This window comes from Nocardiopsis sp. MT53 (assembly GCF_019598965.1).
Lineage (GTDB): Bacteria > Actinomycetota > Actinomycetes > Streptosporangiales > Streptosporangiaceae > Nocardiopsis > Nocardiopsis changdeensis.
Genome location: NZ_CP080599.1, coordinates 573,911 through 588,185 on the forward strand (window position 1 = coordinate 573,911; position 14,275 = coordinate 588,185).

The following is a 14,275-nucleotide window of genomic DNA, read 5'->3' on the forward strand; positions in this document are numbered from 1 at the left end:
AGCGCACTGCTCGCACTGGTCCGGGACCGGGGCCCGGAAGGGCCCCGGTCAGTCGCGCAGGGTGTCGTCGATGAAGGCGAAGAGCTCCTCCCGGGACACCGATTCCAGATCCCGGTCGACGTCCGCCTGCTCCAGGGGTGGCGGGGACAGCCGGTCCAGGAGCCGCCGGAGGCGGTCGGCCACCGCCTCCCGGCGCCCGTCGGCCCCGTCGAACTCCCGCAGGGCCGCCTCCAACCCGTCCAGTCCGGTCATGACGGCCTGTTCGGGATCGCCGAACATCCGTTCCTCGATGTCGCGGGCCAGGGCCGCGCACGAGGGTCGGTCGAAGGCGATCGCGGCGGGCAGGCGCAGCCCGGTCAGACCGCTGAGCCGGTTGCGCAGGACGACCGCGGAGGCGGAGTCCAGGCCCAGGTCCTTCAGGTTCCGGTCGGCCTCGACCTCCGCTCCGGAGGTGTGTCCGAGCACCGCGGCGACCTGGTCGCACACGAGTTCCGTGAGGCTCAGGACCCGACCGGCGCGGTCACGTCCGGCCAGCCGTTCGGTGAGGCTTCCGGGGGCGTCGGCGGGTTCGCGTGCCTCCCCTCCGGCCGGGGGGTACAGGCCCTCGACCAGCGGGTTGCGCCGTTCGCCGACGCGGAACGAGCGCAGGGCGGACCCGTCGACCTCGGCGATGGCGAGCGCGGTGACGTCCCGGTCCAGCCCCTGTCGTAGGGTGCGGAGCGCCTTTTCGGGGGCCATGGCGGGCAGGCCGTGACCGCGCAGGAGCGCCGTCACCCCCTCCCGTTCGGCCATCCCGGAGTCGGCCCAGGTCCCCCAGGAGACCGAGGTGGCCGGCAGGCCCTGTGCCCGGCGGTGGTGGGCCAGGGCTTCGCAGAAGGCGTTGCCGGGTGCGTAGTTGCCCTGTCCCTCCATGCCGAGCAGGGACGTCACCGAGGAGTACAGGACGAAGGCCGACAGGTCCAGGTGCCGGGTCAGCGAGTGCAGGTGCACGGCACCGTCCGCCTTGACCCGGAGTGCGTTCCCGATCTGCTCGGGCCGCAGGTTGTCCAGTGCCGCGTCGTCGAGTTCCGCCGCGGTGTGGAAGACCGCGTCGAGGGGGGCGTCCTCCGGGATGTCGGCCAGGACCCGGGCGAGTGCGTCCCGGTCGGCCACGTCACAGGCGACCAGGCTCACCCGGGCTCCTGCGGCGCGCAGACGGTCGGCCAGCGCGGTGCCGCCCGGGGCGTCGGGGCCGCGCCTGCTCACGAGCAGGAGGTGTTCCGCCCCCTGTTCGGCCAGCCACTGGGCCGTCCGGGCTCCCAGCCCGCCGGTCCCACCGGTGACGAGCACCGTTCCGCGGGGCTTCCAGTCCCGGACGGGCGCGGTCGTGTCCAGGGGCGCGGCGGCGAGCCGACGGGCGAACACGCGGCCGTCGCGGACGGCCAACCGGTCCTCGCCGCGTTCGACACCGCCGTCGAGGATCTCGGCCAGGACCTCTCCCGCGCCGTGGCCGTCCGCCGCCGGCAGGTCGACCAGGCCTCCCCAGCGGTCCGGGTGCTCCCTGGCGGCCACGGTGCCCAGTCCCCAGAGCAGTGCCCCGGCCGGGTCGGTGACCTCTCTCCCCGCGGTGACCGCCCCCCGGGTGAGGCACCACAGCGGAGCGGCGGTGCCGGCGTCCCCGAGCGCCTGGAGGACGGCGACGGCGTCGCGGTGCGCCGTCGTCTCCGAGGGGAGGGACGGCCCTTCGAGGGCCGGAGCGAGGGCGGTGGCGAGCAGGGCTCCGGCGAGCCGGCCGCTCACGGCCGGTACGACGGTGGCCCGGTCGGCCGGTCCCGCGAGGGACACGGGGGTGACCGTGTGTCCCCTGCGCTCCAATGAGGCCACACAGGCGGACACGGCGGGGTCACGGTCCCCGCGTTCGAACAGCAACCATGTCCCTGGCACGGTGGCAGAGGATCCGGTGGAGACGGGGACCCAGGCGTCCTGGTAGGAACGGCCCCGGTCCGGTGCCGCGGCAGCACCCGTCTCGACGACGACCCGGCCCTCGGAAGGCGGACTCATCCAGTAACGGCGCCTCTGGAAGGGGTATGTGGGCAGGTCGGCGGTCCGGGCGGCGCCGGGCAGCAGCCCTGTCCAGTCGACCGGTGCGCCGCGGGTGTACAACGCCGCGAGCCCTTCGGTGAGCAGGCGTGTCTCGGGCAGCCTTCCGCCGAGCAGAGCGGTGGCCTGGGCCGGGGCGCCCTCGGGCAGGGAGGCGGTGATCATGGACGCCAGGGCGCTCTCGGGTCCCACCTCGACGAACTCGCCGACGCCCGCCTCGTACAGGTGGGCGACCCCGTCGGAGAAGCGGACCGCCTCACGCATGTTCCGCACCCAGTAGTGGCCGGTGAGCATCTCCTCCCCGGCCCGGACCCCGCTCAGATTGGACACGATCGGCAGGCGCGGCGGATGGTAGGTGAGCGAGTCGGCGACCTTCCCGTACGGCTCGAGGGCGGGATCGACGAGCGCGCAGTGGGACGCGAGCGGGATCCTCAGCCGCCTGGTCCTGCGGCCCGCATGCGCCAAGCGCTCCGCCAGGGCCGTGACTGCGGCCTCCTCGCCGGAGAGCACCACGTCCCGCGGCGAGTTGACCGCTGCGATGGACACCGCTCCCCCTGTACCGGCCAGCAGCGGACGAACCTCGTCCTCGGCGGCCTGGACGGCGACCATGGCACCGCCCTGCGGCAGGTCCTGCATGGTCCGGCCGCGGGAGGCCATCAGTGCCACGGCGTCCTCCAGGGAGAGCACGCCGGCGACGTGGGCGGCGGCCAGTTCGCCGCCGGAATGGCCGAACACGAAGTCCGGGACCAGCCCCAGGGTCTCCAGCAGGCGTGTGAGCGCCACCCCGATCGTGAACACCCCCGCCTGTGTGTAAAGGGTCTCGTCGAGCAGGGCGGCGTCGGCCGTTCCCGGCTCGGCCCACATGACCGAACGCAGCGGCCGGTCCAGGTACTGGTCGAAGGCGTCCGCCAGCTCGTCCAGGGACCGGGCGAAGGCGGGGTGGGCCCGGTACAGGTCCCGGCCCATGCCCGGGCGCTGGACACCCTGCCCGGGATAGACGAAGGCGGTCCCCGCGCCGGAGCGGACACGGCCGGTCACCACACGCGGGTCAGGGGTGCCGGCGGCCAGAGCCGCCGCGCCGGCCGCCAGGGAGCCGTTGTCCCGGGCCAGGACCACCGCGCGGTGCTCCATGCCTGCGCGTGTGGTCGCCAGGGCTCGCGCCGTGGCCGCCGGAGCGACCCGCCCGTCGGCTCCGCGCACGTGGTCGGCAAGGCGAAGGGCCATGGCGCGCAGGGCCGCACCGGTGCGCGCGGACATCACGAACGGCAGGTCCGCCGCCGGGTCGGCGGTGTCGGCGGTCGGCGGTTCCTCCACGGCCGCCGACTCGATGATGACGTGGGCGTTGGTCCCGCTGATCCCGAACGAGGACACGCCCATCCTCGCCGGCCGGCCCGAACCCTCCAGAGGTCGCGTGGTCGTGGCCGCGACGACCGTTCCGCCGGACCAATCCACGTGCGGAGTGGGCTCGTCCGCGTGCAGGGTGGGCGGGACCGAACCGTGGCGCAGGGCGCACACGGCCTTGATCAGACCGCTCACCCCGGCCGCCGCCTGGGTGTGGCCGATGTTGGACTTGAGCGAGCCGATCACCAGCGGCCGCTCCCGGCCGGGGCCGTACGCCTCGATGAGGGCCCGGGCCTCGATCGGATCGCCGAGGGTGGTCCCGGTCCCGTGGGCTTCCACGGCGTCGACCTCGGTGGGGCCCAGGCCGGCGTCGTCCAGTGCGGAGCGCACCACACGCACCTGGGCCGGGCCGTTGGGGGCCGTGAGCCCGTTCGATGCGCCGTCCTGGTTGATCGCGCTGCCGCGGAGCAGGGCCAGCACGGGGTGCCCGTTACGGCGGGCGTCCGAGAGCCGTTCGAGGACCACCACACCGGCGCCCTCGGAGAAGCCGGTACCGTCGGCGCCCGCGCCGAACGCCTTGCAGCGGCCGTCGGGGGCGAGTCCCTGCTTGCGGGTGAACTCGGCGAGCAGGCCGGGGGTGCTCATCACCGTGGCGCCTCCGGCCAGGGCCATCGTGCAGGTGCCCTCCCGCAGTGCCCTGACCGCCAGGTGCACGGCGACCAGGGACGACGAGCAGGCCGTGTCCACGGTCAGCGCCGGCCCCCTCAGCCCCAACTGGTACGCCACCCGGCCCGAGGCGACACTGGGGTACGTCCCCGTGAGCAGGTGCCCTTCCGGCGGCCCCTCGGTCATGCGCGGACCGTATTCGGCGGCCGAGACACCCATGTAGACACCGGTCTCGGAGTCGGCCAGGGACGCGGGGTCGATCCCCGCCCGCTCCAGGGCCTCCCAGGAGACCTCCAGCAGGTGCCGCTGCTGGGGGTCCATCGCCGCGGCCTCCTTGGGCGAGATCCCGAAGAAGTCCGCGTCGAAGTCGGCGACCCCCTCCAGAAAGCCCCCCTGGTCCGTGGCGGAGAGCGGTGGCGACCCATCGGCGCCCGACAGGGCGTCCAGGTCCCAGCCGCGGTCGCGGGGCAGGGGGCCCAGCGCTTCCCGGCCCTGGGAGACCAGGTCCCACAGGTCTTCGGGGGAGTCGACGCCCCCGGGCAGTCGGCAGGCCATGCCGATGATCGCGATGGGCTCGGGTCCGGCCTCCAGAGCACGGTTGCGCTCCCGCAGCCGGGCGTTCTCCTTCAGAGCCGACCGCAGGGCGGCGACGAGTTTGGCGCTCTGATCGTTATCGGTAGCCATCGGCGGTCTCCTGTTCGCCGTCGGGTCGGGAATCGTGCATGGAGCCCATGGCCAGGTTCAGTAGCTCGTCCACGCCCATGTCGTCGATGTCGTCGTACGCGGGGTCGCCCGTCTCCCCGCGAGCGGGGTCGGACGGGGGCGCCTCGGCCGGCAGGGGTGCCGCGATCTGCGCCAGGAAGCGGGCCAGGGCCCGCGGGGTGGGGTGGTCGAACACGGCCGTGGGAGGCAGATCCAGCCCGGTTGCCCGGGCCAGGCGGTTGCGCAGTTCCACCCCGCCCATGGAGTCCAGTCCGAGGTCGCGGAAGGCCCGGTCGTCGGGGACCCCTCCCGTGCCGGAGTGCCCCAGGACCTCTGCGGTACGGGCACGGACCTCGGCCAGCAGGACCTTCTCCCGCTCGTGCGCTGCCAGGGAGGCGAGAGTGCCGGGGATGAGGGGGCCCAGGGCATGAGAACCGGGAGCCCGCGACGGGGCGGTCCTCTCCACGGGCACCATCGGCGGCCGCGGGTCCCGAACGGCCCGGCGCCGTCCGCGCGCGGACGGGATCAGCCCGTGCAGCAGCGGCAGGTCGGGGCCGTGTGCGTCGAGCAGCGCCGGGACCAGTGCGTCCCGGTCCAGGTACAGGGCGGCGTCGAACTTGGCCAGTGCCCGGTCCGGCGGCATGGGCCGCAGCACTCCGCCTGCCGTGGCCTCGTCACTCGCGGGCCCGCCCTCCTCCGGATCACCCCACAGGCCCCAGGCGAGCGAAACGGCGGGCAGTCCGCGCTCGCGCCGGTAATGGGCCAGGGCATCGGAGTACACCGCCGCGGCCGCGTGATGGGAGCGTCCGGGGGCGCCCAGGACTCCGCCCGCCGAGGTGAACAGCAGGAAAGACCCCAGGTCGCGGTCGGCGGTCAGTTCGTGCAGGTTCCAGGCCGCGTCCACCTTCGCCCGCAGGACCTCCTCCAGCCGCTGTGGGTCGCCCTCCAGGATCCCTGCGCCGTCGACCACGTCCGCGGTGTGCACCACGGCGCCCAACGGCCGGTCCAGTCCGGCGAGCAGGCGCTCGAGCGAGGCCCGGTCCGCGGCGTCGCAGGCCTTGACCTGGACCTCGGCGCCCAGAGACCGCAATTCCGCGGTACGCGAATCCTGTCCCGGGGCGGCCGCGCCGCGGCGCCCGACGAGGGTGAGGTGGCCGACCCCGTACGCCCCGACGAGATGGCGGGCCAACCGGTGTCCCAGGGCTCCGGTGCCGCCGGTGATCAGGACGGTCGTCCCCGCGGGGAACGGGTCGGGCAGGGACAGCACCGTCCGGCCGACCGTGTCGCCCCGCCGCAGAGCGGTGAAGGCCTCTCCGGCGTCCCGGATGTCGCGGACGTTCACCGGGATGGGCCGCACCACACCGGTGGCGAGCAGTTCCATGACCCTGGCCAGCATCTGCCCGATGCGCTCCGGCTCGACCTCGAGCAGGTCGAAGGTGAGGTAGGTGCGACCGGGATGGTCGGCGGAGACGTCGGACTCCGAACGCGCGTCCTCGGCTCCGAGTTCGACGAACCGCCCGCCCGGGCCGGCCCCGTCCGCGGGGGAACGCAGCAGGCGCAGAGACGCGTCGGCGAGTTCCCCGGTCAGCGAGTTGAGCACCACGTCCAGCCCGCGGCCGCCGTTGGCCCTGCGCAGCGTGTGCTCGAAACCCGGGTCCCGCGAGGAGGCCAGCCGCTCCTCCGGCAGTCCGATCTCGCGCAGCGCCGGCCACTTGTGCGGACTGGCCGTGCCGAACACCTTGGCCCCCATGTGGTGGGCCAGCTGGACCGCGGCCATGCCGACGCCGCCCGCGGCCGAGTGCACCAGGACACTCTCTCCCGGCCGTACTGCGGCCACGTTCACCAGCGCGTGGTAGGCCGTCAGGAAGGCCACCGGGACGGCGGCCGCCTCGGCGAAGTCCCATGTGTCGGGAATCGGCACCAGGCAGCGGTGGTCGGCCAGGGCCATCGGACCGAAGGCCCCGGTGAACACACCGGCGACCCGGTCCCCTACGGACAGGCCCTCGACGCCGGGACCGACCTCCACGACCACGCCCGCGCCCTCGATGCCCATACCCGCTCCGGTCCGGTCGTCCCGCAGGCCCAGGCCGACCGCAACGTCGCGGTGGGTCGTCCCGGCCGCCCGCACGGCGACGCGCACCTGGCCCGTACCCGGTCGGACGACGGGGACCTCCAGGAACGCCAGGTCGTGCAGAGCCCCGGGTTCGCGGGTGCCCAGCCGCCAGGAGGCCGCAGGCGGGACCGGGTGGCGTCCGTCGACCGCGCGGACCAGCCGGGGGACCAGGACCTGCCCCGCGCGCAGCGCCGACTGAGGGTGCCCGGAGCGGACCGCGCCGGGCAGGACGCGGTGGGAGTTCTCCGACCCGTCGGAGTCCACGAGGACCAGGCGACCGGGGAATTCGCGCTGCACCGAACGCAGCAGGCCCCACACGGGGGCGGCCGCCAGCCCGCTGACGCGGTCGTCGGGGCCGGTCACGACGGCCCGCCAGGTCACCAGGGCCAGGCGGGCGTGCGCGAACCGCGCGTCCCCCAGCCACCGGCGCACGGATGCGAGGGCTGTGGCCAGTCCTTCGCGGACCGCTTCGGGCACGGCTCCGTGGTCGGCGTACACCGCGCGTGCGGGGAGTTCGGCATAGACCACCTCCGGCACCGGTCCGTCCCGGTCCAGGGTGTCGAGGGACGGCAGGTCGAGGGGGACCGCGCCCAGGGGGCCGGGGGCCGGGACGGGCTGCCAGCTCAGGCGGTAGAGCTCCGGCTCGTCGCCGGGTGCGGGCGGAAGCGGCTGCGCCTGGATCGGGGCCAGGGTGACCTCGTCCACGGAGAGGACCGGTACGCCGCCGGTGTCCTGGGCGATGACCCGGTACCGGTCCGGCCCCAGCCGTTCCAGTTCCACCGAGACCTCGACCGGGTCGGCGTCCTCCCGGACGCGCAGTCCGCGCCAGGAGACGGGGGTGAGGAGCGGGCCGTCCGTACCCGGCCCGTACAGCAGCGCCGTGTGCAGGGCCGATTCGAGGAGCACCGGGTGGAGTCCGGCCGGAGAGGGACCGGCTTCGCGAGGCACGGCCACTCGCGCCAGCAAGGTGTCCTTCCGATGGAACACCTGGCGCAGCCCGCGCAGGCGTGGACCGTACACCCGGCCCTGCTCGGCCAGGCGCGTGTAGGCCTCGTCCGGATCCGTGTCCGCGGACGTCGCCTCGGTCGTGGCCACGGCGGCCCGGGCGCCTTCGGGCCCGTCGGCCGCCAGGTGCCCTCGGGCATGGCGGATCCAGGCCCGGGAGCCGCGTGTGTGCACGGTGACCTCCCGGTCTCCTCGGTCGTCCGCGGCCCCGACGGTCACCTGGGCCTCGACCTCCCGGTCACCGCCCGGCAGGACCAGGGGCTCTTCGAGGAGGAGGTCGGAAACGACCCCGGCGCCCACGGTGGCACCGGCATCCTGCACCAGTGCGGCCAGGGCCGCGGCGGGCAGCACGGCCCGGCCGAACAGCCGGTGGTCACGGAGCCAGGGCAGGCCGGCGGGGTCCAGCCGCGCGGTGAAGACCGTGCGGCCGTCCACCAACTCCACGCCCGGATCGAGCCACGCCCCGGTGCCGTTCTCCGCGGTGTCTTCGACCGCGGGTGAGGGCGCGGGCGCCGGCGGCGGACCGAACCGCTCCCGCTGGAACGGGTACGTGGGAAGATCCGTGCGTCGGGCGTCCGTCCCTTCGAACAGCACCGCCCAGTCGATGTCGATGCCCGCGGTGAACGCCCGTGCCGCGGCCGTGAGCAGCCGGGCCTCGTCGTCCTCACCGCGGCGCAGCGTTTCGAGGACCCTGCCCTGCACGTTCCGGTCCACGAGAGTGCTGCGGATCCCGTGGGAGAGCACCGGGTGCGGCCCCACCTCGAGGAAGGTGCGGTGTCCCGCGTCGGCGAGCGCAGCTACGGCCGCGGCGAACCGCACCGGTTCCCGGAGCCCCGTGTACCAGTAGGCGGCGTCCAGGGGCAGCGGGTCCGCCCCCGGAGCGCCTCCGGTGAGCGTGGAGTAGAAGGGCACGCGGGGCCGACGCCAGCGCACGGTGCCCAGCTGGGAGAACAGGGTCGCGCGCACGCGCTCCACGTGCACCGAGTGCGAGGCGTAGTCCACGTCCACCAGGGCCCCGTGCAAGCCCTTGTCCGTACACCGGCGCACCGCCTCGCGTACCGACTCCGGGTCACCCGACACCACCACCGCGTGCGGCCCGTTGACCGCGGCGACGTACAGGTCCGGGAGGTCCTCCGTGAGGACCCGTGCCTCCGCCTCGGCCACACCCAGGGAGGCCATCGCCCCGCTGCCCGCCAGTTCCCTGAGCGCTCTGCTGCGCAGGGCCACGACGCGTGCCGCCTCCTCCAGGGACAGCGCCCCGGCGACGCACGCCGCCGCCAGCTCCCCTTGGGAGTGGCCGACGACGGCCGCCGGTCGGACCCCCAGCACCTCCCACGCCCGGGCCAGGGACACCATGACCGCCCACAGTGCCGGCTGCACGACCTCGGCTCCGGCGCCCGGGCCGACGAGGCCGGGGGCCTCGGGGTCGCCGCGCAGCACCGCCGTCAGGGACCAGTCCACGTGGGGTGCCAGGGCGCGTTCGCACTGGCGGATCCGGCGCGCGAAGGCCCGGGCGAGCACTCCGTCGCCGGAGAGCAGGCCGCGCCCCATGCCCGCCCACTGGCCGCCCTGGCCCGGGAAGACCAGGACGGGTCCGGCGGTGTCCGCCTCGAAGCCGGACCTGCCGTCGTGCAGCACGGTCTCCAACTCTCCGGCGCCGCCTTCGTCGGAGGCGAAGACCACGGCCCGGTGCTCGAAGACGTCCCGGGTCGTGGCCAGCGAGAACCCCACGTCCTGCGGCCGTGTCCCGGTCCGTGAGGAGACATGCGCGTGCAGGGCGGACGCCTGCTCCCGCAGCGCGGCCTGCGAGCGGGCCGACAGCACCCAAGGAACGGGGTCCAGCACCCTTGGTCCGGCCGTGGACCTGTGCTCGGCGGCCCCGGGCTCGGGCAGGGGGGCGGGCCCCAGCACCAGATGGCAGTTGGCCCCGCCCATCGCGAACGCGGAGACCCCGGCCAGGGGCGCGTGCGCCGGCCAGGGCTCATCGGCGGTCTGCACGGACAGGTGCAGGGCTTCGAGGTCGATGTCGGGATGGGGCTCGGAGAAGTTGAGGGAGGGCGGCAGGGTCCGGTGCTCCAGGGCGAGTACCGTCTTGACGAAGCCGACGATGCCGGCGGCCCCCTCCAGGTGGCCGACGTTGGTCTTGGCCGATCCCACACGGAGCGGGTCGGTGCGGCCCGGGGCGAACACCTCGCCCAGGGCCCGGGCCTCCACCGGGTCGCCCACGGGGGTGCCCGTGCCGTGCAGTTCGACATGGCCGACCCGGTCCGGCCGCTGCCCGGCGTCCTCCAGCGCGGCCCGGATGACCTCGGCCTGCCCTTCGGGGGTGGGACGGGTGAGGAAGCCGCCGCCCCCGGAGTGGTTGACCGCTCCGCCGTGGACGAGCGCGTGGATGCGGTCGCCATCGGCCAGGGCCCGGGCGAGGGGCTTGAGCATCACGACGGCGCCCCCCTCGCCCCGCACGTAACCGTCGGCCCGGGCGTCGAAGGTGTGGCAGCGGGCCTGGGGGGAGAGGCCGCCGAACCGCGACACGGCCTCGGTGCCCTCCGGGACCAGGATGAGGCTGACACCCCCGGCGAGCGCCGCGTCGGACTCGCCACTGCGCAGGCTCTGCACCGCCGAGTGCACACTCACCAGGGAGGATGCCTGTCCGGCGTCGAGGGTCATGCTGGGACCGCGCAGCCCCAGGGTGTGCGAGACCCGGTGGGCGATCAGGCTCCGGTGGGTACCGGTGAGGCTGTGCCGGGTGAGGGCGTCGCGCCCGGCCCGGTCGTACAGCAGGGCGTGGTCGGCGGCGATGGCGCCGACGAAAACCCCCACCCGGGTTCCTCTCAGAGAACCCGGAGCGATGCGCGCGTGCTCGACGGCCTCACGGCTCAGTTCCAGCATCAGACGCTGTTGGGGGTCCATGGCCTCCGCCTCCCGCGGGGAGATCCCGAAGAACTCCGCGTCGAAACCGAAGACGTCGTCCAGGTAGCCGCCCCAGCCCGGGCCCCGTTCGGCCGGTGCCGGTCCCAGGCGGTCCGGCGGGGGGACGATGGCCTCACGTCCCTCCGAGAGCAGGCGCCAGAAGGAGTCCGGGTCCGGTGCACCGGGCAACCTGCAGGAGATCCCGACGATGGCGATGGGTTCCCAGGGAACCGGGGTGGGAGCCCCGGCCGATCCGCCGCTCACGATCGCTGCCTCTCACTCTCGTCTGCTCGTCCGGCCCGGGGTTGCCGAAGCGCCCGTGCCGAATGAGCTCGCATCCGCCCGTGCACTTGCACGCCATGCGCTCTTTTCCCAGGTGAAGGCGTCCGACGAAACGGGGGTACGCCGGGTTCTGCGCCGAGGAGAGGCAAGGCTCACGAGTGACCATTTGGGACTAACAGGCACCAACCTGAATAAGCGTATCCCCCGCTCACAACCCCTGACAACGAAAGATGTTTTTCGGACACGCAATTCGGACTTCACCGAACGGATGCCGGCGCCCTCTATCACATCCGTATCGCGCAACACAAAAGGCCCGGTGCCCCCAGGGGGCACCGGGCCGGAATTCGTGGTCGCCCCGGAACGCTACGGGACTCGCGCCTCAGCCTCCGTGCCTGGCCACGACCTCGGCGATGTACTTCTGCGCCTCCTCCGGATCGAACAACCAGCTCTTGTAATCGGAGGGGCAATCCCACCCCTGGATCCAGCGGTCGGCGATCTCGCGGTACTGGGAGGCGGCTCCCATGACGTTCTGGAGGTAGTCGGGCAGGTCCGCCTCCCACATGGTGGAGGCGAACTCCGCCCACATCTGGTTGTCCTGGCCGAACCTCCAGAAGCTCTCGAACGCCGAGACCATGAAGTCCTCGTCGAAGGGCCGGTCCTCGTGCGCCAGGATGCCCTCCAGGTACGCCTCGGCACAGCGGGTGGAGTTGTTCCACGTCTGCCCGACGAACGGGTCCATGGTCACGACCACGTCGGCCATGCCCAGGACCTTGCCCCCGGAGGGGAGGGTGCCCACGGGGTTGCGCACCTGCGGGGTCAGGTCCTCGACCAGTGTGCTGCGGCCGTCGACCAGCTCCGCATCGCGCACCCGGTCGAAGAACTCCGGGGCGTACTTGCGGGTCAGGTCCTTCATGCGCCGCAGTTGCTCCTCCGGGCCGGGCCTGTCGGGCCAGGCGTCCATCGGACTGCCCTTCTTGTCGACCATGAGCAGGCTGTGGCAGGGGCCCTCCTGGCTCAGAGCCGGGATGAAGATGATGTTGCCGGCCTCCTGCGTGACGGCCGCCCAACCGATGTTCTCGGATTCGTTGGGATCGGGCCAGACATCGTAGATGTAGGCCTGGGCAATGGACCTGGGCCGGGTCCCGCTGAAGCGGCTGGTGTCGTTGGCGAAGAGCTGGCCCAGCTCCCCGTGGCCGACGGCCACGACGATCAGGTCGAACATCCGGGAGAAGTAGTCGAGGTCGGTGACGGTGACACCGTGGATGACGACCTTGCCACCGCGGTCCTCGAAGAACTCCAGCCAGTCGGCCATCTTCACCCGCCGGTCGACCGAGACCGTGTACCCGTTCCCCGGGTGCGAGCTGCCGCTGAGCGTGGCCACCGGCGCACCGCCCATGTACATGAACAGCTTCTGCTCGCGGATCTGCGGGGACAGCGCGCTCCAGAAGTCCAGGTTGAACTTGCGCTCGTACTCCAGAGCGGTGGGGAAGGTGAACTGGGAGATGGAGGGGCGGCCGGTCCGGATCTCCAGTGAGGACTGCCCCGTGATCACCGTGACGTCGTAGCCGTGGGTGAGGAGCCCATGGGCCAAGTGCAGGCCGGCGTGGCCCGCGCCGACGATGAGGATCTTGCGCATGTGTCGCTAACTTTCCTGGGGAATCTTCGGGACGACCGGGGGGAGCACGCCGGGGCGACCTCCCGCCCGTCAGGCGACGGGCTCGCTGGCGCGGTTGTGTTCCAGGGCGTACCGCAGGAGGGCCTTGAGGACCTCTCCCCCGGACAGCCGCTGGCGGGCGTCGAAGTCGATGATGGGAACCTCCGGACTGACCTCCAGGGCCTCGCGGACCTGTTCGGCCGTGTAGTCCAGCTGCCCCTCGAACCGGTTCAGCGCCACGATGTAGGGGATGCGCTTGTTCGTCTCGAATTAGTCGACGGCGTCGAAGGAGTCCGCCAGCCGACGGCAGTCGACCACGACGACGGCGCCCACCGCGCCCCTGACGAGATCGTCCCACATGAACCAGAACCGCGCCTGGCCCGGTGTGCCGAACATGTACATGACGAGTTCGTCGTCGATGGTGATGCGGCCGAAGTCCATCGCGACGGTGGTGGTCGTCTTGTCGGGGGTGATCGAGGTGTCGTCGTGACCGATGCTCGCCTCGGTCATGATCGCCTCGGTTGTGACGGGCGGGATCTCCGACACCGAGCGCACCAGAGTCGTCTTGCCGGCGCCGAAGCCGCCGGCGATGACGATCTTGCTCGACATCTTCTTGCGATTGGACCGCTTGTCACTGGAAAAGTCGTTCGAGACCACGAAGAGCCCTCTCCAGAACCTGGTTTTCCGATGGACTGCTGCCGGTGATGGTCGGGTGGATGTACACCAGGTCCTGCTCGGCCAGGTCACTGACCAGAACCTGGGTGACGCCCAGGGGAATGCCCAACTCGGCCGAGATCTCGGCCAGCGACCGGGTCTCCCGGCACAGCTTGTAAATACTGATCGACTCCGGCATGAGGGTGCCAGGAGGCTCCTGCCCGGGCTCGGAGGTCGAGACCAGGGTCTGCACCATCAGCGGATGCCGCGACCGCGTCCGCCCACCGGTGAAGGTGAACGGGCGAACGCGGTTACTCCTTCGCCTGCGGAAGCTCATTGACGTGGCAACCTCATTCCTGCTGAACCGTAACGGGTCACCGTCGTCAGTTCTGGATGACTTCGCGCAGCTGCGAGCGCAGCTGCGGCGTGAGGACGTGGGCGACGTTCTCGACGAGCTTGGCCATCTGGAAGCCCACGATCTTCAGCTCGGTCCCGGGGGCGGTGAGCACCGCCATGCAGGAGCCGTCGCTGATCGCCATGATGAACAGGTGCCCGTGGTTGAAGCGCACGAGCAGCTGCTCGCACTCCCCGCGCTGGAACAGGCTCGCCCCGCCCACGGCCAGGCTGTGGAGCCCGCTGGCGATGGCGGCGAGCTGCTCGGCGTGCTCCTCGGGGAAGTCGCTGGAGTGGGTGAGGACCAGGCCGTCGGAGGAGACCACGACGGCGTGCTCGACACCGCGCACGTCGCGGACGAACCGGTCGATGAGCCACGAGAAGTTCTCAACACTGTCGTTCACGGATTCAGTCATGCTCTACCTGCCTGGGCCGAGTATCAAAGGGGTGTGGGAGGAGTCCGCGCCCGCGGACGG

The 14,275-nt window shown here is 72.7% G+C and carries 5 protein-coding genes and 1 pseudogene; all 6 read right to left on the reverse strand.

What is annotated here, in order from left to right:
- Positions 1-48: 48 nt before the first annotated feature.
- The 6 genes and pseudogenes from K1J57_RS02365 to K1J57_RS02390 all read right to left on the reverse strand — a co-directional run bounded on the left by K1J57_RS02365 (position 49) and on the right by K1J57_RS02390 (position 14,215).
- A complete protein-coding gene (locus tag K1J57_RS02365) occupies positions 49-4,770 on the reverse strand; it encodes an SDR family NAD(P)-dependent oxidoreductase (RefSeq protein ID WP_220562846.1) in 4,722 nt (1,573 codons plus the stop codon).
- Entirely contained in the window at positions 4,757-11,005 is a 6,249-nt protein-coding gene (locus K1J57_RS02370; protein WP_255646794.1) for a type I polyketide synthase, read from the reverse strand. Before K1J57_RS02370 ends, K1J57_RS02365 begins: the two co-directional genes overlap by 14 nt.
- A 472-nt stretch (positions 11,006-11,477) precedes the next feature.
- Positions 11,478-12,734, reverse strand: coding sequence for a styrene monooxygenase/indole monooxygenase family protein (locus K1J57_RS02375; protein ID WP_220562848.1), 1,257 nt, complete (start codon positions 12,732-12,734; stop codon positions 11,478-11,480).
- Between the two features lie 69 nt (positions 12,735-12,803).
- Positions 12,804-13,361, reverse strand: a pseudogene (locus K1J57_RS02380) (ATP/GTP-binding protein).
- A 22-nt stretch (positions 13,362-13,383) separates the two neighbouring features.
- Positions 13,384-13,743: a DUF742 domain-containing protein gene (locus tag K1J57_RS02385; protein WP_220562849.1), complete on the reverse strand. Its 360-nt coding sequence runs from the start codon at positions 13,741-13,743 to the stop codon at positions 13,384-13,386.
- Positions 13,744-13,789: 46 nt separating this feature from the next.
- Entirely contained in the window at positions 13,790-14,215 is a 426-nt protein-coding gene (locus tag K1J57_RS02390) for a roadblock/LC7 domain-containing protein (RefSeq protein ID WP_220562850.1), read from the reverse strand.
- Positions 14,216-14,275: the final 60 nt, after the last annotated feature.

Excerpts from the sequence above, each read along its gene's own strand:
- K1J57_RS02365 (WP_220562846.1), bottom strand. The coding sequence starts at position 4,770 with ATGGCTACCGATAACGATCAGAGCGCCAAACTCGTCGCCGCCCTGCGG.
- K1J57_RS02375 (WP_220562848.1), bottom strand. The coding sequence starts at position 12,734 with ATGCGCAAGATCCTCATCGTCGGCGCGGGCCACGCCGGCCTGCACTTG.
- K1J57_RS02385 (WP_220562849.1), bottom strand. The coding sequence starts at position 13,743 with ATGAGCTTCCGCAGGCGAAGGAGTAACCGCGTTCGCCCGTTCACCTTC.
- K1J57_RS02390 (WP_220562850.1), bottom strand. The coding sequence starts at position 14,215 with ATGACTGAATCCGTGAACGACAGTGTTGAGAACTTCTCGTGGCTCATC.